This window comes from Phenylobacterium montanum (assembly GCF_018135625.1).
GTDB lineage: Bacteria > Pseudomonadota > Alphaproteobacteria > Caulobacterales > Caulobacteraceae > Poindextera > Poindextera montana.
In genome coordinates this window covers 2,664,363-2,684,872 of sequence record NZ_CP073078.1, presented here as the reverse complement: position 1 = coordinate 2,684,872, position 20,510 = coordinate 2,664,363, and the positions used below count along the sequence as shown (strand labels likewise).

20 protein-coding genes are annotated in these 20,510 nt (G+C 67.3%); 11 read left to right on the top strand and 9 right to left on the bottom strand.

The features are described from left to right. Window positions 1-44: 44 nt before the first annotated feature. Together copD and copC are read right to left on the bottom strand one after the other, a co-directional pair. The gene (gene copD / locus KCG34_RS12040) at window positions 45-956 is read right to left on the bottom strand and encodes a copper homeostasis membrane protein CopD (RefSeq protein WP_211940586.1); all 912 of its coding nucleotides are present in this window, start codon (window positions 954-956) and stop codon (window positions 45-47) included. A gap of 4 nt (window positions 957-960) precedes the next feature. Next, window positions 961-1,323, bottom strand: a complete 363-nt coding sequence (copC, locus tag KCG34_RS12035; protein ID WP_211940585.1) for a copper homeostasis periplasmic binding protein CopC — start codon at window positions 1,321-1,323, stop codon at window positions 961-963. Window positions 1,324-1,520: 197 nt separating this feature from the next. Here copC and KCG34_RS12030 point away from each other — a divergent pair, with 197 nt between their 5' ends. Then, complete coding sequence (locus KCG34_RS12030) at window positions 1,521-3,332, top strand: copper resistance system multicopper oxidase (protein ID WP_211940584.1); 1,812 nt, start codon at window positions 1,521-1,523, stop codon at window positions 3,330-3,332. Between the two features lie 62 nt (window positions 3,333-3,394). Further along, a complete protein-coding gene (locus tag KCG34_RS12025; protein ID WP_249138316.1) occupies window positions 3,395-4,282 on the top strand; it encodes a copper resistance protein B in 888 nt (295 codons plus the stop codon). A gap of 346 nt (window positions 4,283-4,628) precedes the next feature. On the opposite strand, the gene KCG34_RS12020 is transcribed toward KCG34_RS12025, so the two are convergent. Together KCG34_RS12020 and KCG34_RS12015 are read right to left on the bottom strand one after the other, a co-directional pair. Next, entirely contained in the window at window positions 4,629-5,465 is an 837-nt protein-coding gene (locus KCG34_RS12020) for an enoyl-CoA hydratase-related protein (RefSeq protein ID WP_211940582.1), read from the bottom strand. A gap of 8 nt (window positions 5,466-5,473) precedes the next feature. Continuing rightward, window positions 5,474-6,283 carry an SDR family NAD(P)-dependent oxidoreductase gene (locus KCG34_RS12015; protein ID WP_211940581.1) on the bottom strand — a complete coding sequence of 270 codons (810 nt, stop codon included), beginning with the start codon at window positions 6,281-6,283 and terminating at the stop codon, window positions 5,474-5,476. A gap of 199 nt (window positions 6,284-6,482) precedes the next feature. Here KCG34_RS12015 and KCG34_RS12010 point away from each other — a divergent pair, with 199 nt between their 5' ends. After that, a complete protein-coding gene (locus tag KCG34_RS12010; RefSeq protein WP_211940580.1) occupies window positions 6,483-7,805 on the top strand; it encodes an aromatic ring-hydroxylating oxygenase subunit alpha in 1,323 nt (440 codons plus the stop codon). 37 nt (window positions 7,806-7,842) lie between these two features. After that, window positions 7,843-8,964, top strand: coding sequence for an acetoin dehydrogenase dihydrolipoyllysine-residue acetyltransferase subunit (locus KCG34_RS12005; RefSeq protein ID WP_211940579.1), 1,122 nt, complete (start codon window positions 7,843-7,845; stop codon window positions 8,962-8,964). Window positions 8,965-8,977: 13 nt separating this feature from the next. Here KCG34_RS12005 and KCG34_RS12000 read toward each other — a convergent pair whose 3' ends face one another. Both KCG34_RS12000 and KCG34_RS11995 read right to left on the bottom strand, forming a co-directional pair. Then, window positions 8,978-9,643, bottom strand: a complete 666-nt coding sequence (locus KCG34_RS12000; protein WP_211940578.1) for a TetR/AcrR family transcriptional regulator — start codon at window positions 9,641-9,643, stop codon at window positions 8,978-8,980. 72 nt (window positions 9,644-9,715) lie between these two features. Continuing rightward, window positions 9,716-10,924, bottom strand: a complete 1,209-nt coding sequence (locus KCG34_RS11995) for an acyl-CoA dehydrogenase family protein (RefSeq protein ID WP_211940577.1) — start codon at window positions 10,922-10,924, stop codon at window positions 9,716-9,718. A 134-nt stretch (window positions 10,925-11,058) separates the two neighbouring features. Between KCG34_RS11995 and KCG34_RS11990 the strand changes: the two genes are divergently transcribed. The 3 genes from KCG34_RS11990 to KCG34_RS11980 are packed head-to-tail and all read left to right on the top strand — an operon-like array spanning window position 11,059 to window position 12,906. Then, entirely contained in the window at window positions 11,059-11,820 is a 762-nt protein-coding gene (locus tag KCG34_RS11990) for an SDR family NAD(P)-dependent oxidoreductase (RefSeq protein ID WP_211940576.1), read from the top strand. A 10-nt stretch (window positions 11,821-11,830) separates the two neighbouring features. Next, on the top strand, window positions 11,831-12,601 hold the full coding sequence (locus KCG34_RS11985; RefSeq protein ID WP_211940575.1) for a ThuA domain-containing protein: 771 nt from the start codon (window positions 11,831-11,833) through the stop codon (window positions 12,599-12,601). Then, window positions 12,598-12,906, top strand: a complete 309-nt coding sequence (locus KCG34_RS11980) for an NIPSNAP family protein (protein WP_211940574.1) — start codon at window positions 12,598-12,600, stop codon at window positions 12,904-12,906. The genes KCG34_RS11985 and KCG34_RS11980 overlap by 4 nt, the downstream gene beginning before the upstream one ends. A gap of 6 nt (window positions 12,907-12,912) precedes the next feature. Here KCG34_RS11980 and KCG34_RS11975 read toward each other — a convergent pair whose 3' ends face one another. Genes KCG34_RS11975 through KCG34_RS11965 form a run of 3 tightly spaced genes read right to left on the bottom strand, consistent with a single transcriptional unit; the run spans window position 12,913 to window position 15,358 of the window. Further along, window positions 12,913-13,281, bottom strand: coding sequence for a limonene-1,2-epoxide hydrolase family protein (locus tag KCG34_RS11975; RefSeq protein WP_211940573.1), 369 nt, complete (start codon window positions 13,279-13,281; stop codon window positions 12,913-12,915). 8 nt (window positions 13,282-13,289) lie between these two features. Continuing rightward, window positions 13,290-14,579 carry a cytochrome P450 gene (locus KCG34_RS11970; RefSeq protein WP_211940572.1) on the bottom strand — a complete coding sequence of 430 codons (1,290 nt, stop codon included), beginning with the start codon at window positions 14,577-14,579 and terminating at the stop codon, window positions 13,290-13,292. 11 nt (window positions 14,580-14,590) lie between these two features. Then, window positions 14,591-15,358 carry an SDR family oxidoreductase gene (locus KCG34_RS11965; protein ID WP_211940571.1) on the bottom strand — a complete coding sequence of 256 codons (768 nt, stop codon included), beginning with the start codon at window positions 15,356-15,358 and terminating at the stop codon, window positions 14,591-14,593. Window positions 15,359-15,596: 238 nt separating this feature from the next. On the opposite strand from KCG34_RS11965, the gene KCG34_RS11960 reads away from it, so the two are divergent. From KCG34_RS11960 to KCG34_RS11945, 4 genes are all read left to right on the top strand, one after another. Further along, window positions 15,597-17,963 (top strand): TonB-dependent receptor, encoded by a 2,367-nt coding sequence (locus KCG34_RS11960; RefSeq protein ID WP_211940570.1) that lies wholly within the window; start codon window positions 15,597-15,599, stop codon window positions 17,961-17,963. 75 nt (window positions 17,964-18,038) lie between these two features. Continuing rightward, the gene (locus tag KCG34_RS11955; RefSeq protein ID WP_211940569.1) at window positions 18,039-18,737 is read left to right on the top strand and encodes an SDR family NAD(P)-dependent oxidoreductase; all 699 of its coding nucleotides are present in this window, start codon (window positions 18,039-18,041) and stop codon (window positions 18,735-18,737) included. Continuing rightward, a complete protein-coding gene (locus KCG34_RS11950; protein ID WP_211940568.1) occupies window positions 18,734-19,516 on the top strand; it encodes an SDR family NAD(P)-dependent oxidoreductase in 783 nt (260 codons plus the stop codon). Before KCG34_RS11955 ends, KCG34_RS11950 begins: the two co-directional genes overlap by 4 nt. Before the next feature lie 13 nt (window positions 19,517-19,529). After that, window positions 19,530-20,501 (top strand): thiamine pyrophosphate-dependent dehydrogenase E1 component subunit alpha, encoded by a 972-nt coding sequence (locus KCG34_RS11945; RefSeq protein ID WP_211940452.1) that lies wholly within the window; start codon window positions 19,530-19,532, stop codon window positions 20,499-20,501. Window positions 20,502-20,510 lie beyond the last annotated feature (9 nt).

Here is a 20,510-nt window from a genome sequence, read left to right as displayed (position 1 = left end):
GCGGTGTTGTTGGCCTGAATTACGCACGAGCCAGGCGCGATCCCTCAAGGCGCCGATACGGGCGGCGTCAGCACCCCGAGGGCCGCCACCAGCGCCAGAACCCCGACGCCCAGGGCGAATTCGAGCCCTATGCTGTAGCGAAGCGCCGAGATCGCCGCGCCCGGGTCATCCGACCCTGCCGCCTCTAGCCTCGGTGTCAGGCGAAAGCGGTTGAGCGCGGCGAAGGCCAGCATCATGGCGAACAGCACCAGCTTGACGATCAGGAGCCGGCCCCATGGTGAGGCTGTAAGGCCGCCCAGGTGGCCCAGGCCCACCAGAAACCACCCGTTTGCCAGGCCGGATGCGACGATGGCAGCGACAGCGATGGAGCCAACTCCGGAAAAGTCTTTCAGCGCACGGTGAATCACCTGGGCCTCGGCTGCGCCGCAACCGCGGGCCTCTAGCGCCAAGACGAACATCATGAGTGCGCCGAGCCAGGCGCCGGCAGCGAGCAGGTGGGCGATATCAGCCGTCGTGTGCACCAGCCCTGCGATCCCCTCGTCGGCCGCGCCATGTCCCGCCCGGGCCAGGGTGGCCAGCCCGACCGCGCCCAGGATGGTCGTCAGCGTCCAGAGCTGGCGCGGGGGCCGGAGCCCGACCAGCAGGCCGAGCGCAAGCAGGGTCGCGCCGGTTCGCACGAGCACCGAGGCGCCGAACCCCGTGCCCCTGACGACGTCACCCAGGGTGGCGGGGTCGAGGCCGGCGGCGGGGTCACCGGCCATTCGTCCTGTCTGCATGACCAGGCCAGCCATCGCCGCGGCAGCCGAAAGGCAGGCCGCCGTCATCAGCATGGGCTTCAGCCGGCTGGCCACGATTTCGGCCAGCGGCGGGTTGTACAGAGCGAAGATCGGCGCGCCGAACAGCGTGGCGCCGGCCAGGAAGCCCGCGAGGCGGATCAGGACGAACGCGGCTTCCACGGGCTCAGCGGACGGTGAAGGTGAAGGCGCCCTCGGTGCGGTGGGTGTCGGCGGTCACTGCGTGCCAGCTCACCTTGTAGACGCCGGCCGACAGAGGCGCGCTCGGGGTGGCGATCAGGCTCTTGCCGTCCGGCGAAACCTCGACCTTCGCGGCGGCCGCCATGCCGCTCATCTGCGGCATGGTCACGGCAAGGCCCGAGAATTTGGGCTCCAGCCGCTCGCTGAACTTCAGGGTCAGTTGCTTCGGCGCGGGGGCGACGGCGTTAGCCGCCGGATCAGCGGCCACGAGGTGCGCATGGGCCAAGGCCTGGGTGGCGGTCCCGGCTAGAGTCAAGGCGAGCGCGGCGCCGATCAAGTGGAGCTTCATGCATCAGGTCCTGTTGTGAAACTGCTGGAATACGCGCTAGCCCAAGCTGATCCCTCGCGGCTTTGGCGACGTTGAGCGGGTGAACGCGATCAAGGTCGCGATCGGCATCTTCGACGATTTGTCGGTTATTGCTGAGGGAAAGCGACGCGCTGCTGCGTATTTTCTGCACTCCGAAGGGCGTCACGACGGAACGCAAGATGAAGACCATGGATCGGCGCCGCGTCCTCGGCGCAGCAGCTTGTCTCGGCGGCGGCCTGGCGGCGGCGAACTTTTGGCCGGCCTGGGCCCAGACGACCAGCCCTGGAGCCCAGGCGCCGCCGACGCTGTCCGGGCAGGACCTGAAGCTGGTGATCGAGCGGCGGCCGGTGACCATCGACGGCCGCCCCGGCGGGGCCGTGCTGATCAACGGAACCATGCCCGGGCCGCTGCTTCGGTTGAAGGAAGGCCAAAGCGCTCGCATCGCGGTGGAAAACCGCATGGACGAGGAGACCTCGCTCCACTGGCACGGCGTGCTCACACCCGTTCAGATGGACGGCGTGCCCGGCGTCAGCTTTCCGGGAATCCCGCCGCATTCGACCTTCGTCTACGAGTTCACCGTCATCCAGAACGGAACCTACTGGTACCACAGCCACTCCGGCTTCCAGGAGATGGAGGGCATGTTCGCCCCCATCATCATCGAGCCGAAAGGGTCCGACCCGGTCGCCTATGACCGGGAGCACGTGATCATGCTCTCGGACTACAGCTTCACGCCGCCAGCGCGGATCCTGGCCAAGCTGAAGCAGGACAGCGGCGTCTTCAATTATCAGCGCCAGACCATAGCGGGCCTCTTCTCCGGCAAGGACCAAACCCTGGCCGAGCGGGTCGAGTGGTCAAAGATGCTGATGGATCCGACAGACATCGCCGACGTGACCGGCGCGGCCTTCACCTACCCGATGAACGGCCATGGTCCGAACGCCCCCTGGACCGGCTTGTTCAAGCCTGACGAGCGCGTCCGGCTCCGCTTCGTCGCGGCCGGGGCCATGACCATCTTCAATGTACGCATCCCCGGCCTGAAGCTGACCGTGGTGGCGTCGGACGGCCAGAACGTGCGACCCGTAGTGGTCGACGAGTTCCAGATCGCCAATGGCGAGACCTACGACGTCATCGTCCAGCCGTCCGAGGACAGGGCCTACGCCATCGTCGCCGAGACTGTCGACCGGTCGGGCATGGCGCGGGGGGTGCTGGCGCCACGTACGGGGATGACCGCCGAGTTCCCGCCGTTGCGACCGCGGCCGATCGACACCCTGCGCGATATGGGCATGGACATGTCGGCTATGCAGAAGGGCTCGCAGCCGGTGGGCGCCTCCATGGCCGGCATGGCGATGCCCGCGCCGGCGACCGCCCAGGTCCTGCCTGGCATGGCGCAGCCGAAGCCGCGTGGCTCGGACGTGATGGGCGATATGGGCGGTATGCGGATGTCGATGCGCGATCCTCTCAACGCCCCTCAGGTGAAGCTCGGCCCTGGCGTCGAGATGATCGCTCCCATGCCCCAGGATCGCACTGGCGAGCCGGGGCAGGGGCTGGAAAGCGTCGGCCACCGGGTGCTGGTCTACAAGGACCTGGCCGCCCTCGAACCCAACCCCGACCAGAGGGCGCCGGGCCGGACCGTTGAAATCCATCTGACCGGCAATATGGAACGGTTCATGTGGAGCCTCGACGGCGAGCGTTACAGCGACACCACAAAGCCTCTCATGTTCCGCTCGGGCGAAAGGGTTCGGGTCACCCTGGTGAACGACACCATGATGTCCCACCCGATGCATCTGCACGGTCATTTCGTCGAGCTAGCGCATGGGCCGGAGGGCCATCGCCCGCGCAAGCACACGGTCAATGTCATGCCCGCTGGCAAGGTCAGCTGGGATTTCACCCCCGCCGCCGGCGATTGGGCCTTCCATTGCCACATGTTCCTGCACATGGCCGTGGGCATGTTCCAGGTCTTCGCCGTGCGTCCGCTGGACGAGAAGGCGATATGACCCGGCTGGCCCTATTCTTGACAGCAAGCCTCCTCATTGCAGGTCCGGCCATGGCGCAAACCATGAGCCAGGGAGATATGGCCGGCATGAAGATGCAGCCGTCTTCTCCGCCGGCCGCAACAACTTCGCCCGCCCAGGGCGGCATGGCCGGCATGCCGGGCATGTCGGCGCCCGCCGCGCCGGCCCAGCCCGCTCCGGCGCCTTCAACTGCGACGCCGCCAGTTCAATCCCCGCCGCCGTGGAGCGGCGACTACGCCGCCGACCGCTATTTCGATCCAGCGGCCATGGCCCATGCCCGCGCCATGACCCGCGAAGAAATGGGGGGCATGGCCTTTTCCAAGGTGATGCTGAACCTCGGCGAGTATCAGGCGGGCTCCGGTGGCGGCTACCGTTGGGACGGCGAGGCCTGGGCCGGCCACGATCTCGACCGCTTCCTCGTTCGTTCAGAGGGAGACGGGAGCACAAAGCAGAGCCTTGAGACCGCCGAGGCGCAGGCTCTCTATTCGCGCGCGGTCGGCCGCTATGTCGACCTGCAGGCGGGTGTGCGGCAGGACTTCGCGCCACGGGCCAGGACCTATCTCACGCTCGGAGCCCGCGCGCTCGCACCCTACTGGTTCGATCTCGAAGGCGCACTGTTCGTTTCCACCCAGGGCCAGGTGCTGGCCCGCGCCGAGGGGACCTATGATCTTCGGCTCACCCAGCGCCTCGTTCTGCAGCCGCGCGCCGAGTTCAACTTCGCCGCCAGCGACGACCCCAGGACCCGCACCGGTTCCGGCCTGTCGAACGCGGAATTGGGCCTTCGCCTGCGCTACGAGATTCGCCGAGAGTTCGCGCCCTACGTCGGCGTCTCGTGGGACCGGAAGGTCGGCAGGACGGCGTCCTATTTCCGCGCTGTCGGCGAGGCGCCCGCCGGCGCGGCCTTTGTCGTTGGCCTGAGGGGATGGTTCTAGCGGGGCCGGCGCCTGGAACGATCGCCAGTCGCCACCCCGAAATCAAGGCCCCGCCAAGCCCCGGGGACCCTCCCTGTTCATGCAATTCGTTTCGAGCAGCACGCCCTGGCCGCTCTCGATACGACAATGGCTCCCCCGACATGAAGCGCTTCGTCGTCGCTCTGCCGATCTGAGTGGCCGCGGCCGGGGGGCCGGTGCTCGCCGCCGATCCCGATCCTCATGCCTGACATCATCCAGCTCAGGAGGCCCCAAGCCCAGGGCCGCCGATCATGGACGGGCTTACGGCGACCCGGCTGAGACGCGCAAGTCGTTTTCGACCGCCGCGCCCAGCTTTCCGGACGACAAGCTAGGCGTGATCGCCGCCTGTCCTGTAGTCGCCAAAGGCCTTGTCGCGGGCGTCGAGGGCGTCTTTGACGCTGGTCTTGAAGCGGGCGAAGGTCTCCTTGGAGGCCGGGGTGGTCAGGGCCAGGGCCTGGATCTCGGCGCCGGCGCGCAAGGCTGCGCGCAGCCCCATCTGCTCCATGGCCCGATGGACGGAGCGCTTGTTCATCTGCTGCACGTCAGGATGGATCTTGGCCACGCGCTCGGCCATGGCCAGGACCTCGTCTTCCAGGCGTTCGGCGGGAAAGGCGCGGTTGGCGAAGCCGACGCGGACGGCTTCAACGCCGTCGATCGCGTCGCCGGTCAGCATCATCTCCATGGCGGGGCGCAAGCCGCAGAGGAAGGCGTGGAACTGGTTGTCCGGCGGGCTCATCATACGAACAGGCGGGTAGCCGATCTGGGCGTCCTCGGCGACATAGACGAGGTCGCAGGCGGTGGCGAGTTCGGAGCCGCCGGCCAGGCACCAGCCGTGCACCTGGGCGATCACCGGCTTGGCCAGGTCCCAGACGCGGAAACAGCCCTCGACCACGTGGCGCGCCCACTGGCCGGGGCCGGCGGCGGTGTGGAAGGGCAGGGGCTGGCGCGCGCCCTCGGGCGAGAGGTCGTAGCCGGCGGAGAAACAGGCTCCGGCGCCGCGCAGGATGGTGACCCTGACCTCGGGGTCGCGGTCGGCGGCCTCGAGGGCGGCGAACAGTTCGGCGCGCAGGGCGTTGGAAAGGGCGTTGCGCTTGTCCGGCCGGTTCAGGGTCAGCCGCCGCACGAAGGGCCGCGGCTCGTCGATCAGGATCAAGGTGTCGGGCATGGCGGGGCCTAGCTTACTGGATTGGGCTGCATCGCCCGTATCACAGAGGCCGATATTTCGTCCCGATCCGGATTGCGGCGCAGGGTCAAGCCGCCGTTCACCTGCAGGTTCTGGCCGGTCATGAAGCAATTGTCTTGCGCAAGCCAGACCGCGGCTTCGGCGATGTCGTCGCTGGTCCCGACGCGGCCCAGGGGGTAGCAGGGCGCGAAAGCCTCGAAGAGGCCCGGTGTCGCCTGGGCCTCGGCGGTCATCGGTGTCGCGGTCAGGCCGGGCGATATGGAATTGGCGCGGATTCCGTACCGCCCGAACTCGTTGGCGACGCACCGCACCAAGTGATCGGTCCCCGCCTTGGTCCCCATGTAGGCGGCGTGGTCGTTCAGCATGATAGTGGCCGTGGCCGAGCTGACCTGGATGATCGATCCCCCGTTGCCCGCCTCGATCATCGCCGCCAGCGTGGCCTGCATCCATTGGAACGGGCCGATGAATTGCAGGGCCGTCATCGCCGCAAGGTCCTCGTCGGTCGTTTCGAGGAACGGCTTGAGAAGGCCCCATCCGGTCGCGTTCAGGGCGACATCCAGCCGTCCGGTCCAGTCCAGCGCTGCACGGGCAAGGGTGTCGACGTCCTTGCGCACGGTGATGTCGCAGACGACCGCGCGCCCGCCAATCTCCTGGGCGAGAGCCTCAAGGGGATCGAGACGCCGCCCTGCGACCACGACCTGCGCGCCCTCTGCGGCGAAGCGTCGGGCGATGGTCTGGCCCATGTTGCCCGCCCCCGCGGCGCCGAGCACCACGGCAGTCTTGCCTTGCAAGCGTCCCATGTCTTCTCCCGTCCGCGATCGGCGCCGCGTTTGAGGTCCACGCTAGGCCTCGACAAAAAAACAATCAAGCTTGTTGGTTTTAAGCCGACCTGCTAGCGTCGGGCAAAACGGATAGGGAGATGCGTGGGTCATGGCGCACGATGGGGATCGCTCGGTCGGCGGACAGGCTCGTTGCCCCGGCGCGGGGTGGGACGACTTGATGAAGGCCGACACGGTCGAGCCGCCCGAGTTCATGAAGCTCGACGCCTACGAGTACATGGGCTCCGAGCCCCTGGCCGCCGCGCGATACACCTCGCCCGAGTTCTTCCAGCGCGAGATCGCGGCGATGTGGCCGAACGTCTGGCAGTTCGCCGCGCGCGAGGAGGAGATGCCAGATCCGGGTGACGTGGTGCTCTACGAGAACGCCGGCCGCTCCTATCTGGTCACGCGGCAGGCCGACGGCTCCGTGCGCGCGTTCCACAATGTCTGCCTGCACCGGGGCCGCAAGCTGCGGCTGGATTCAGGCTGGTCGAAGGAATTCAAGTGCCCGTTCCACGGCTTCACCTGGAACACGGACGGCTCGCTGCAGCAGATTCCCTGCCAATGGGACTTCGGCCATCTGGCGCCTGAGAAGATGAAACTGCCGGAGGCGCAGGTCGGGCGCTGGGGCGGCTACATCTTCCTGAAGGAAGCCGAAGGCGGACCTACGCTGGAGGAATACCTGGCCCCGCTGCCGGAGCACTTCAAACGGTGGAGGCACGAGGACTGCGTAACATCGGTCTGGGTCGGCAAGGTGATCCCGGCGAACTGGAAGGCCACCGCCGAGGCCTTCATGGAGGCCTGGCACTCGGTCATCACCCACCCCCAGATCTTGCCGTTCACCGGTGACGCCAACACCCGTTACAACGTCTACGGCGACCACGTGAATGTGGCCTACACGCCTTTCGCCGTGCTCTCGCCGCACCTGGACCCCAGCGGCCGGTCCGAACAGTGGATCGTCGACGAATTCCTCAAGTACAACGGCCGCGCCGGCGGAGCCGACCTCAATGTCAAGGTGCCCGAGGGGATGAGCGCGCGAGCGGCCATGGCCGCGGTCAACCGCGAACGGTTCACTCAGATGTTCGGGCACGACCACAGCCACGCCACCGACGCGGAGCTGCTCGACGCCTTCACCTACAATGTGTTCCCGAACTTCGCCCCCTGGGGCGGCTTCATGCCCAACATCGTCTATCGCTGGCGGCCCTGGCCGGACCAGGACCATACGCTGATGGAGGTGCGGATCCTGACCCGCACGCCGCCGGGCCAGGAGAAGCCGCGGGCGCCGACCATGCACCTGTTGGGAAACGACGAGCCGTGGACCGCTGCAACCGAACTTGGCCAGGCCCTGGCCGGCGTGTTCGACCAGGACATGGCCAACCTGCCCTATGTGCAGGACGGCCTGAAGGTGTCGAAGAACGGGCTGGTGGAGCTTGGGGACTACCAGGAAATCCGCGTCCGCCATTTCCACCGCACGCTCGACCGCTACCTGGCCAGGTTCGGCTGAGCCCAGTCAGAGTTCGATTGCAGAAGTAGGGCCGAAGATGCCGTCCTTTACGCCGATCCGTATGCCCAAATGGGGCCTGTCGATGCAGGAGGGGACCATTGTCGACTGGTGGCGCGCCGAGGGCGCCGAGGTCGCGGAGGGTGACGACCTGGTCGATATCGAAACCGCCAAGATCAACAATGTCTGCGAGTGCCCGGCCTCCGGCGTGCTGCGGCGGATCGTGGCGCAACCGGGAGAAACCTTGCCGGTCGGCGCATTGATCGGGGTCCTGGCCGACGCTTCGGCGCCCGACGCTGAGATCGACGCCTTCATCGCCGAATTCCAGGCCAATTTCGTGCCGGAGGCGGAAGACGGCGAAGCGGCTCAGGCGCTCGCCCTCTCAACGGTCGAGGCGGGCGGCCGCACCCTGCGGATCGGCCGGGCGGGGCAGGGCGAAGGGCCGCCCATTGTTCTCCTGCATGGGTTTTCCGGCGATCTGAACGGGTGGCTGTTCAACATCGAGGCCCTGGGCGCGCTCGGGCCGGTCATCGCCATCGACCTGCCGGGCCATGGCGGCTCGTCGCGCGATGTAGGCGACGGATCACTGGCTGTGCTGGCCGACGCGGTAGGCGCGGCGCTCGATGCCCTGGGCGTTGGCGCTGCTCATCTGGTCGGTCATTCCCTGGGCGCGGCGGTCGCGGCGCGGCTGGCGATCGACCGTCCCGGCCTTGCGGCCTCGATCAGCCTGATCGCGCCGGCCGGCCTGTCGGCGAACGCGGTCTCGGAGGAATTTCTGAGCGGCGTGGTCGATGCCCAGCGGGCGCGCGACCTGAAGCCATTCCTCGAGATGCTGGTCGCCGATCCCGGCCTGGTGACCAAGGCGATGGTCGAGGACGTCCTGAAGTTCAAGCGGCTCGACGGGGTTGAGGAAGCCCTGGGCCTTGTGCGGGATCGCCTGGTGGAGGGAAGCGACCTCGCCGCCCTTCGGGCCGATCTGGGCAAGCTGCGGCCCGCCCTGGTCGTCTCGTCGCGTGCGGACCGCATCGTTGGTCCAGCGGACGAGGCGTTGCTGCCGCCGGGCTCCCGTGTTGTCTGGATCGACTCCGCCGGCCACCTTCCGCACCTGGAGGCGGCGGACCAGGTCAACCGGCTGCTCGCCGAGACGATCTCTACGGCTTGAACGCTGCCCGCCCCTACTTTTCGTCGAACTGGTGCGCTCGCAAAGGCAGCAGGGCGCGAGCGACGAGGCGACGCATCTGCTGGCAACGCTCCTCGCTGTTCCAGATGTCGCGGTTCAGCAGCACGCCCTCGATGGATGCGATCACGAAATCCATGGCCAGGCCGTAGTTGGGGTTGTCCTCCCATTCGGGGAAGGCGCGCAGCACCTCTCGCCGCTCGACCTGGTCGTACTCGCGCGCCTTGGGCAGAAATATCTCCCGCAATTCGGCATCCGTCCGCGAGGCGACCTGCAGTTCCAGGAAGGCGGTGAATTCGCGGCTGAGCAGGGTCTCCCAATAGAGCTCGACCCCCGCGACCTGCTGGACACGCTGTTCGTCGCTGAGGTCGTGGATCCGCTCGACGAACCGCCCGATGCGCTTGTGGAAGGTGTAGCCGATCACGGAAGCGATCAGTTCCTGCTTGGTCGCATAGTGGTGCAGCATGGCGCCGCGGGAAATTCCGGCGGTCTGGGCGATCAGCTGGGTCGTCGTGCGGGCGTAGCCGACCTGTTCGAGACAGTCGATGGCCGCTTCCAGAATGGCGACTCGCGTTTGTGCGCTCTTGCGCTGTTGCCACCCCTGGCCCTCGGCGGCGATGCCTTCGGGTTCGAACCTGGCGAGCGATCGGCTCGCATCGTCCATTCAACACTCTCCGTGTGCAGCCCGATTAAAACCGACTCGCCGGCTTTTTTCGGCTGCCCTGACCGGCGCTGCTTACAGGCCCAACGCGGCGCGCGCCAGTATGTTACGCTGCACCTCGCTCGATCCGCCGTAAATGGTCGACGCGCGGGCGTTCAGATAGCGGGCCACGGGCGTCGCCGCGTGATCCGGCCCGACCGGCGAGACGTTGGCGCCGACGCCCAGCGCCATGCGCTGATCTGCGGCCGCGTAGTGGCCGATGGCCTCCACCGCGAGTTCAGTCGCCTTCTGCATGGTTTCGGTGCCCTTCAGCTTCAGCATCGAGGCCGAGGCGTCGCCAGCCGGCGCGCCGGTTGACAGCTGTGAGACCACACGGCGCTCGGTGAATTCGACCGCCAGGGTTTCGACCTCGACCTGGGCGAAACGGGTGCGAAAATCCGGATCGGTCCACAGCGCGCCGCCGCGGTCCGCGGCCTCCGCCTGGGCGATGGCTTTCACCTGGCGAAGCGCCCCGCGCAGGCGGGCGGCGAACGAGCTGCCGCCGCGCTCGAACTCGAGCAGATACTTGGCCACGGTCCAACCCTGGTTCTCCTCGCCGACCCGGTTGGCGATGGGGATGCGCACATTGTCGAAGAAGACCTGGTTGACCTCGTGCTCGCCGGAGAGGGTGATGATGGGCTGAATGGTCAGGCCGGGCGTCCGCATGTCCAGCAGCAGGAAGGTGATCCCGGCCTGGGGCTTGCCCTCGGTCTTGGTGCGCACCAGCAGGAACATCCAGTTGGCGTAGTGCGCATGGGTAGTCCAGATTTTCGTCCCGTTGACCACGTAGTGGTCGTCGTCACGCACCGCGTGGCACTGCAGGGCCGCCAGGTCCGAGCCGGCCTGGGGCTCGGAATACCCCTGGCACCAGTAGTGCTCGCCAGAAAGCATCCGCGGCAGGAAGAAGGCCTTCTGCTCGGCCGTCCCGTAGCCCATCAGCACAGGCCCGCACATCTGCAGGCCCATGGCGGGGATCGCCGGGGTCCCGGCCTCGGCCAGTTCGGAATCGAAGATGTAGCGCTGGACCGCCGTGAACTCCGCGCCGCCATAGGCCTTTGGCCAGGCGGGGGCGATCCAGCCGCGCTGGTGGAGAATGCGGTGCCAGCGGCTATTCAGGTCGGCCTCGGCGAACACCCCGGCCTGGCGCGCGGCCTCGGCCCTGAGGTCGGGCGTGAACTTCTCGTCCAGGAAGGCGCGCACCTCGTCGCGAAAGGCGAGGTCCCCAGGCGAGAGCGCCAGATCCATGACGGATTCCTCCTCAAAGCCCCGCAGCAATACGCTTTTGCGGTTGGACGCGAGGACTTGGTGACTCTATAGTCGTGTCTAGAAAAAACAAGCCGTCCGGTTTTTTCGGAGGCGCCAAACGAGGAGGACAGGGCATGGATCTGGGCTTGAAGGGACTGAAGGCGGTGCTGGCGGGCGCCAGCAAAGGTATCGGCCGGGCGACGGCCGAGGTGCTCGCCGCGGAGGGCTGCGATGTCGCCATCTGCGCCCGCGGCCAGGAGGCGGTGGACGCCACCGTCGCCGCTCTGAAAGCGAAGGGCGTCAAGGCCTTCGGCGAATCCGTGGACATGGCGGACAACACCGCCTATCGGGCCTGGGTCGCCCGGGCGGCGGAGCAGCTGGGCGGCTGCGACATCTTCATCTCCTTCGCCTCCGCCGGCGGCGGGCCGGCGAGCGAGGACAGCTGGAAGGCTGTCTTCAACCTCGACCTCCTGGCCACCTTCCGTGGCGTCGAGGCGGCCATGCCCTATCTCGAAAAGTCGAAATGCGGCTCGATCGTCGCCGTGGCCTCCACGGCGGCGCTGGAGGACTTCTTTGGCCCGCAGGCCTACAACGCCATGAAGGCGGCGGTTATCAACTACGCCTCGGCGCTGAGCCAGCAACTGGCGCCCAAGGGCATCCGCGTGAACACGGTCTCACCGGGCCCTGTCTATATCGACGGCGGCTCATGGGACATGATCAAGACCCACATGACGCCGCTTTACGAGCAGACGCTGAAAGCCGTGCCCATGGGGCGGCTGGGCGATGGCGGGGAGGTCGCACGAGCGATCGCGTTCGTGGCCTCGCCGACGACACCGTTCATGACCGGGACCAACCTCGTCATCGACGGCGGCGTGACCAAGCGCGTCCAGTACTGAGGATGCAGCCATGAGCGACGTGAAACGGCGGGTGAACTGCGTCCTGATCGCCGGCGGCAAGTACCACGACATCGACTTCGCCCGCCTCGAGATCCTGAAGCTCCTGGCCGAGGACGATCGGGTGCGCGTCAGGGTGTTCGAGGACTACTCCAACCTGGAAGCGATCGAGGCGGCCGACTTCCTGGTCAGCTACACCTGCGACGTCACCCCCAGCCTCGTCCAGCAGGAAGCCCTGCGGGCCTGGCTGGAGCGGGGCGGGCGCTGGTACGCCCTGCATGGCACCAACTCGATCCTGAGGTTCCTGTCGAACGGCCTTGTCGACAGTCCCCGCTGGGCGCCGCACTTCATGCAGACCCTGGGATCGATGTTCGTCGCCCACCCGCCGATCGCGCCCTATCGCGTCACCGTGGCGGACCCGGGCCATCCCCTGGTCGAGGGCGTCGAGCCGTTCGACGCCACCGACGAGCTCTACCTGTCTGAATATTACGGCGCCCTGCATGTGCTCCTCGAGACCGAGTTCGAGGGCGAGGCGGCCGGCTTCGTGGAATCCCGCTGGGAGAAGGCCAGGCACCCGGTTTTCTACATCCACACGGTGGGGGCGGGGGCGGTGCTCTACCTCACGCTCGGCCACTGCCGCGGCCATTACGACATGCAGCCGTTGATCGACTTCTATCCCGAGCCGGAAAAGGGCTCGTGGGCGCTGCCGGTATTCTACGACCTGCTGCGGCGCGGCCTCGGCTGGGTCAAGGCCCCGGCGCTGGCGGAGGGAGCCGCCGGATGAGCGTTCACCTGCATGTGACCCTGGAGGTGAAAGCCGCGGGTCTGCCGGCCTTCTGCGAGGTCATGGGCGAGGCGGTCGAGATTCTTGAGGAGCGCGGCTGGATGCTGGCGGGGGCGTTCGTTCAGCGCACCGGCCGCCTGAATACAGTCATCGATCTTTGGCGGCTCGACGACATGAACCACTTCGATACGGGCCTGAAGGCGTTCCTGGCGCACCCGCGGTTCGCGGCCATCAAGGCCGTGCTCGACGAGACGGTGATCAGCGAGACGATCGTCTTCGCCGACGAGGCGCCCTACGCCCGCTGAGCGGGGTCAGGCCATCTGCGCCTGGAAGGCCGGCACGTCGAAATAGTCGCGCCAGGCGCAGATCAGCTCGCCGCGAAACTCGAATACGCCCATCACCGGGATGGTCAGGGTCTTGCCGCCGAGGACGAAGCGGTCGATCCGCTCGGTCAGCACCGCGCCGCCGGCGGTTTCGGCGATGTGGCGCACGGTCCACTCGACGGACTGCGAACCCGCCAGGAAGGGCGCGATGAAGGCCCGGATAGCGTCGTGGCCGACGGCCTCGGGCAGGCCGACGTTGTGATAGACCGCGTCCGGGGTCATGGCGGCGACGATCGCTTCCACGTCGCGGGCCTCCCAGCTGCGGATGAAGGCTCGCACGCGCTCGGATCGGGTCATGATCGTCCTCAGGCCGGGTCGAAAGCTATGTGCAGCTCCAGCACGCCGCGCAGCAGGATGTTGGGGCTGTAGCGGAAGCTGTTCCGGCCTTCCTGGAAGCGGATGTTGCGCAGCCGGTCAAGCAGGATGGGGAAGGCCGTCGTCATCTCCTTTCTGGCCAGCTGGGCGCCGATGCAGGTGTGGATGCCGGCGCCGAAGGCGAGGTGGCTCTTCGCGTCCTCGCGGCCGATGTCGAAGCGGTCCGCGTCAGAGAAATGGGCGGCGTCGCGATTGCCCGAGCCGTAGCGCACCAGGACCATCTCTCCCGCCTTGACCGGAAACCCACCGATCTCAGCGTCCCGAGTGGCCACGCGCCACATATTGTTGGTCGGGGTGAGGTATCGCAGCGTCTCTTCGACCAGGCCCGGGTAGAGGGACGGATCGGCCTTCAGGCGCGCCATCTGGTCCGGGTTGGAGATCAGGTAGTAAAGGCCCGCGGTCAGGGAATGGGCGGTGGTCTCGTTGCCGGCCACCAGCAGCTGCTGGAGGATCGAGAGCAGCTCGGAATAGTCCATCTTGCGGGCGTCGCCTTCCTCGGAAAGGTCGGCATGGACCAGGTCGGAGATCACGTCATCAGTCGGCCGGGCGCGCTTCTCCTCGATCTTGTCCACAAAATAGCGCTGGAACTCGACGATACGCCGCGCCGCTTCCAGCCTGGCCGGCTTTTCCGAAATCCCACCGAGCTGGACGACGAAAGCGTCGGACCAGCGGTGGAACAGATCCATGTCCGAGCGCGGCGCGCCGAGCGCGTCGGCGATCACGGTCATCGGCAGATGATTGGCGAAGGCGGACTTGAACTCGCATTGGCCATCGGCGGCGAACTGGTCGATCAGGTCGTTGGTCACCTGGGCGACATACTCGCCCATGCCCTCGACCCGCTTGTAGGTGAAGGCCTTCATGGCCAGCTTGCGATAGCGGGTATGGGCGGGCGGATCTGCGGTCAGCATGGTGTTGGACACCGGCCAGCCCTGGGACAGGATCGCCAGTTCGTCGGCGTCGATCTCGCTCGTTGATCCAGATCGCAGCTGCGCCGAGAAGTCGTTGGAGAACACCTGCGGCTGGCGGTTGACCTCCATGATCAAGGCGTAGGTCGAGACCGAGACGATCCCTGTCATGGGGTCGCGGAACACAGGCGCCTCGGCCCGCAGACGCGCGAAGTAGGGATAGGGGTCCTGGAGAATCTCCGGATCGAAGGCGTTGATCTGGGTGAGCGGACAGGTGGCGATGTCGGGCCGCGGGCTGGCGTCATCATGGGGCATTGCGCTGTTCCTCAAGCCAGATAGCCGCCATCGACCGGAATCTCGGCCCCGGTCGTGAAGCTGGATTCGTCGGAGGCCAGGAAGACGATGGCGTTGGCCGGTTCCTCGGGTCGCCCGAGGCGCTTCATCGGATGCACCGAGGCGAACCCTTCGATCACCGCCTCGCGGGTCGAACCGGCGGCGATCCCCGCAGCGATGTAGCCGTCGACCATCTCGGTATGGATCGCGCCCGGCAGGACCGCGTTGACGCGGATGTCGTAGCCCTGTTCCGCGCAGTGCAGGGCCACGGACCGGGTGAGCGTGCGCAGGCCGCCCTTGGAGGCGCCATAGGCCGGGAATATCGATCCGCCTCGCACGCCAAGCGTCGAGGCCACGTTGACGATGGCGCCGCCGACGCCGCCTTTCAGTGCCTCTACGCCGTACTTGCAGCCCAGGAAGGCGCCTTCCAGATTGACGGCCAGGGTGCGCTGGAAGCCTTCGAGGGTCTCGTCCTCGACATTGGCGGGGATCGAGATTCCGGCGGAATTGACCAGGGTGGTCAGGGGGCCGAACGGCCGCTCAGCCGCCGCCATGGCTTCCGCCCAGCTCTGCTCATCGGCGACGTCCAGACGGCAGGCCGCGGCGCCCTCGCCGAGGCTGCGAGCGAGAGACTCGGCCTTGTCGATGTTGGTGTCCGCCAGGATCACCCTGGCGCCGAGCTCCACGAAGCGGCGCGCCGTGGCGGCGCCGATGCCGCTGGCGCCGCCCGTGATCAGGGCGACCTTGCCCATAAGACGCATGCGTCACGCCTCCCTCTTTGTCGTCTTCTTTTTTGCGCCGAAGCCGTTGTCGCCCCATCAGGGCGCGCGGCCTTGGCTTTGTCACGCCAAAATAAACCGATACGACTGCTTATAACAAGCAGGCTTGACTTTTTTTGTCATCCCGCCTCAGTCTCACCCAGCCGCAAGGATGAGCCTGGAAGGACGCTGAAGACGTCCGGGCCGAGCCGAGAACAGAGGCGGCGCGGAGGAGACGACTATGGGTAGCTTCAAGAGGGGGAGCGCTCAGCGCTCGGTGCTGGCGTCGCTCGGCGTCTTCGGAATGGCGGCATTGTTCGGCGCGCCTGCGCAGGCGCAGACTGCGTCGCCCGCGACCGCCGCGCCGGCGGCCGACGCCGTCGCGCAGGTCGAGACGGTGATCGTGACCGCCCGGCGGCGCAGCGAATCGGTCGAGACCACGCCGGTGGCGGTCACGGCGATTGCGCCGAGCGTACTGAAGAACGCCGCGGCGCCGGACGTGCGCGACCTGGCCGGCCACGCGCCGGGCCTCGTCATCGACCAGGTGAACGCCGGGCCTTCGGCGGCGGCCATCTCGATCCGGGGGATCAGTTTTGAGGACATCGAGAAATCCTTCGATCCCGCAGTCGGCGTGCTGATCGACGACGTCTATATCGGCACCAATACCGGCCAGCTGACCGACGCCTTCGACCTGCAAGCGGTCGAGGTGCTGCGCGGTCCGCAAGGCTCGCTGTTCGGGCGCAACACCATCGGCGGCGTGGTCAAGGTCGAGCGCACGCGGCCGACCGGCGTCTTTGGCGGCAGCATCGACACGATCCAGGGCGACTATGGCCGCCAGGAATACCATGCGGTCCTGAACCTGCCGCAGATCGGCGACCAGCTCTCGACCAAGCTGTTCTTCTCGTCGCGCCAGAGCGACGGATATGAGCGCAACGTCACCCTGAACCAGCGCACCCCGGCCTCGGACATCAAGCGCTACGGCGTCGACTTCCTTTGGAAGCCGACCCAGAATTTCGACATCAACCTGACGCTGGAGCATGAGCGCGAGCGCAGCAAGGTTGACCAGGCCAGCCTGTCGACCAGCAGCGATCTGATCTGCGCGTCCCTGCCCCTCGGCCCCGAAGGCAGCCTGATCTATCTGGGCCCGCCCTTCCAGCCGCCGCAGAGCGAGTGCAACCGCAACAACAAGAACGACCTCTACACGACCTTCTCCAACAAGGTCGGCGAAGTGAACAATGACGAGGACGACGTCACCGTCCAGGCCAATTGGCATATCGGGCGCGCGACCCTGACCTCGGTCACCGGCTATCGCACCAACAAGGAGCACGTGGCCCAGGACTTCGACGCCACCTCGGTCAACTTCTTCGATACGGTTCGCGACCAGAAGTACCACCAGTTCAGCGAGGAGCTGCGGCTCAGCGGCGACTTCGGCAAGCGTCTGACCTATGTCGGCGGCCTCTACTATTTCGACAGCCACTACGACCTCAACCAGCTGACCAACTACGGCCTGCTGCTACAGACCGCGGCCGGCCTGCCGGCCCAGGGGCAGCAGCTGGTCGGCCACGACTCCAAGTCCTACGCCGCCTTCGGCGACGTGAACTGGGAGTTCCTGCCCAAGTGGCGGCTCGACGTCGGCGGCCGCTATACGCGGGACGACAAGAACCTGCACAACGACTTCGTCGGCGCCTTCAACGTCGATGCGGGCAAGTCCTGGGGCGAATTCACGCCCAAGGCGTCGATCGACTATCGGCCGACCGACGACATCATGGCCTACTTCTCCTACTCGCGCGGCTATCGATCGGGCGGTTTCAACGGCCGGGCCTCGACGATCTATTCGAGCACCACGCCCTATAATCCGGAGACCGTCGACGCCTTCGAACTGGGCGCAAAGACCCAGTGGTTCGACCGGCGGCTGGTGGCGAACATCGCCCTGTTCGACACCGAATACCACAACAAGCAGGAAGAGGTGGTGGTCAAGACGCCGCCAGGGTCGCCCGACCCACAGGAGACGCTGGTGGCCAACGCAGCCTCGGCCAAGATCCGCGGGGTCGAGATCGAAGTACAGGCCACGCCGGTTCGCCACCTGGAAATCCACGGCGGCCTTGGCCTGCTGGACGGAAAGTACAGCAACTTCTACCAGGCCGATGCGACCTACACGACGCTGCGCGACGACCTTTCGAACCTGACCCTGCGGCGGGCGCCCAAGACCACGGCCAATCTGGGCTTCAGCTACAAGATCCCGAGCGCGGTCGGCGACTGGACTGTGGCGGCGGACTACCACTACATCGCCAAGCACCAGACCGCGATCGTGGCGGCGCCGGGCACGGGCGTCTGGAGCGGCGCGGGCTGCGCCACCGGGACCCAGCCCTGCACCTTCACTCCGGCGCTGAGCGATCCGCGGTCCCTGGCCCAGGCCTCCAACATCATCGACGCCAGCCTCAACTGGGATCACCCGCTGGCCGCGGGAACGGTGCGGGTGTCGGTGTTCGGGCGCAACCTCCTGGATGATCGGGGACTTGCCGGCGCCCTGCCGGTGGCCGGCCTCTTCACCTTCGGCACGCCGCGCCCGCCGCTCACTTGGGGCGTCCAGCTCGGCTACCGCTTCTAGTCTCTCTTTTCCGCCGTTCCGGGCCGCGCCCTGGGACGGCGGCTGCCTTTCCGAAAGGTTCTTTCATTGAGTAGCGTGCGTGAACTCGAAGGGCGGGTCGCCATCGTCGCTGGCGCGGCCGATGGGCCGCGGCAGGCGATCGCCATGCGCTTCGCCGAGGCTGGCGCCAGGGTTCTGGTCACGGCTGCGGACGTCGCGGTCGCGGATGGGGCCGCTCAAGCGGTGCGCGCCCGGGGCGGAACGGCCGCGGCCCTCGCGGTCGATCCCGCCCGCGACGAGGACTGGGCGCGGGCGGTCGAAAAGGCCGAGGCCGAGTTCGCCGGCCTGGACATCCTGGTCGTGGCCTCCAGCACAGCGGCGCCGACGCCCACCCAGGCCCTCCGCCTGCAGGATTTCCGCGGCCACGTGAGTGGCGATCTCAGAGGTCCATTTCTCGCCCTGCGCCAGGCAGCCGCGGCCATGCGCCGTCGGGGGCGTGGGGGCAGCATCGCCTTGCTGGGCTCTGTGGCCGCCAAAACAGGGGTTCGAGACCGCCTGCATGACGCCGCCGCTCAGGGTGGGCTGCGCATGCTGGCCAAGGCGACTGCGCTGGAGCTCGGTCCCGACCGGATCAGGGTCAACAGCATTCATGCGGGCCTGGGTCCGGACTCCCCGCTCGGACAGGGACCTTCCCTCGCCGACCTCGCGGAGGCGGCCCTGTTCCTCGCCTCCGACCGGTCGGTGTTCATGACCGGCGCCGAACTGCTGGTCGATGGCGGCTGGAGCGCGCAATGAGCGGGTCCGTCGAACCAGCAGGGAAGTTCGACGGCCGCGTGGTCGTCGTCACCGGAGCCACTAAGGGCATCGGCCGCGCGACCGCCCTGACCCTCGCGGGCGAAGGCGCCGTCGTCATCGCCACCGGACGCGACGAGGCCGGCGGGGCGGAGACGCTGCGCCTGATCGAGGAGGCGGGCGGCGCCGGCGTGTTCCTGCGCCAGGACGTGACCCGAGAGGCCGATTGGGACATGGTGATGGCCGAGGCCGAGCGGCGGGGCGGCCTCTATGGGCTGGTCAACAATGCAGGCCTCTTCTTCGTCAAGCCGATCGAGGACACCAGCGCCGACGACTTCGACCGCATCTGCGGGGTCAATGTCGAAGGCTGCTTCCTCGGCCTTCGCGCCGCCTTCCGCAGCTACGCCGCCGCGCGGCGCGGCGGGGCGATCGTCAACGTCTCCTCGCTGATGGGGCTGGTGGGCTTTCCCCAGGCCAGCGCCTACTGCGCGACCAAGGGCGCGATCACCGCCATGACCAAGGCCGCCGCGCTCGACGGGGCGGCGATGAGCCCGAAGGTCCGGGTCAACTCGCTGCATCCCGGCGTGATCTGGACCGAAATGATCACCGACCAGTTCGGCGACAGCCAGGACCTGGCAGATGCCTTCGCCGCCGACACGCCGCTGCGCATGGTCGGCAGACCCGAACACATGGCCGACGCCATCCTCTACCTGCTCAGCGAGAGCAGCGCCTTCGTCACAGGCGCTGAGCTGACGGTGGACGGCGGGCGCGGCGCCGATTGAGGAGACGTCTTTCATGCAGCTCAGCCGCGACGACCTGAAGCGCGCCTATCGCCTGATGTTCACCATCCGCGCCTTCGAGGAGCGGGTCGACAAGGAGTTCGCCCTCGGCAACATCCCCGGCTTCGCCCACGTCTATCTGGGCCAGGAGGCCTCGGGCGTAGGCGTCTGCTTCGACCTCTCCGACGAGGACTGGATCGGTTCGACCCACCGGGGCCACGGCCATTGCATCGCCAAGGGCTGCGATGTGAAGGGCATGATGCTCGAGATCATGGGCAAGGCCGGCGGCCTCTGCGGCGGCAAGGGCGGCTCGATGCATATCGCCGACATGTCCAAGGGCATGCTGGGCGCCAACGCCATCGTCGGCGGCAGCCCGCCGATCGCGGTCGGCGCGGCCCTGACCCAGAAGGTGGGCAAGACCGGCAAGGTGGCCGTGGCCTTCTCCGGCGACGGCGCCTCGAACCAGGGCACCGTGTTCGAGGCCCTGAACATGGCGGTGGTGCTGCAGGTGCCCGCCATCTTCGTCTTCGAGAACAATGGCTACGGCGAGCACACAGCCTCCAGCTACGCGGTCGGCGCGCCTTCGATCGCCGACCGGGTGCAGAGCTTCGGCCTGCCGTGCGAAGTGGTCGACGGCATGGACTTCTTCGCTGTGCGCGAGGCCATGGGGCGGGCGCTGGAACATGCGCGCTCGGGCCGGGGCCCCTACGCCCTGGAATCGCGCTGCAAGCGCTTTCTGGGCCACTTCGTCGGCGATCCCCAGGCCTATCGCACGCCGGAAGAACTGGCCGAGGCTCGCGCCGCGGACGCCTTGCCCCGCTTTCGCTTCGGCGTGACCGAGGCGGGCCTCTTGAGCCAGGACGAACTCGACGCCGTCGAGGCGGCGGTGCTGGCCGAGATCGAGGACGCCGTCCAGGTCGCCCTGGCCGCGCCGTTCCCCGATCCGGGCCGCGACCTGACCCGCGACGTCTACCTGAAATACGCCTGAAGCCGGAGA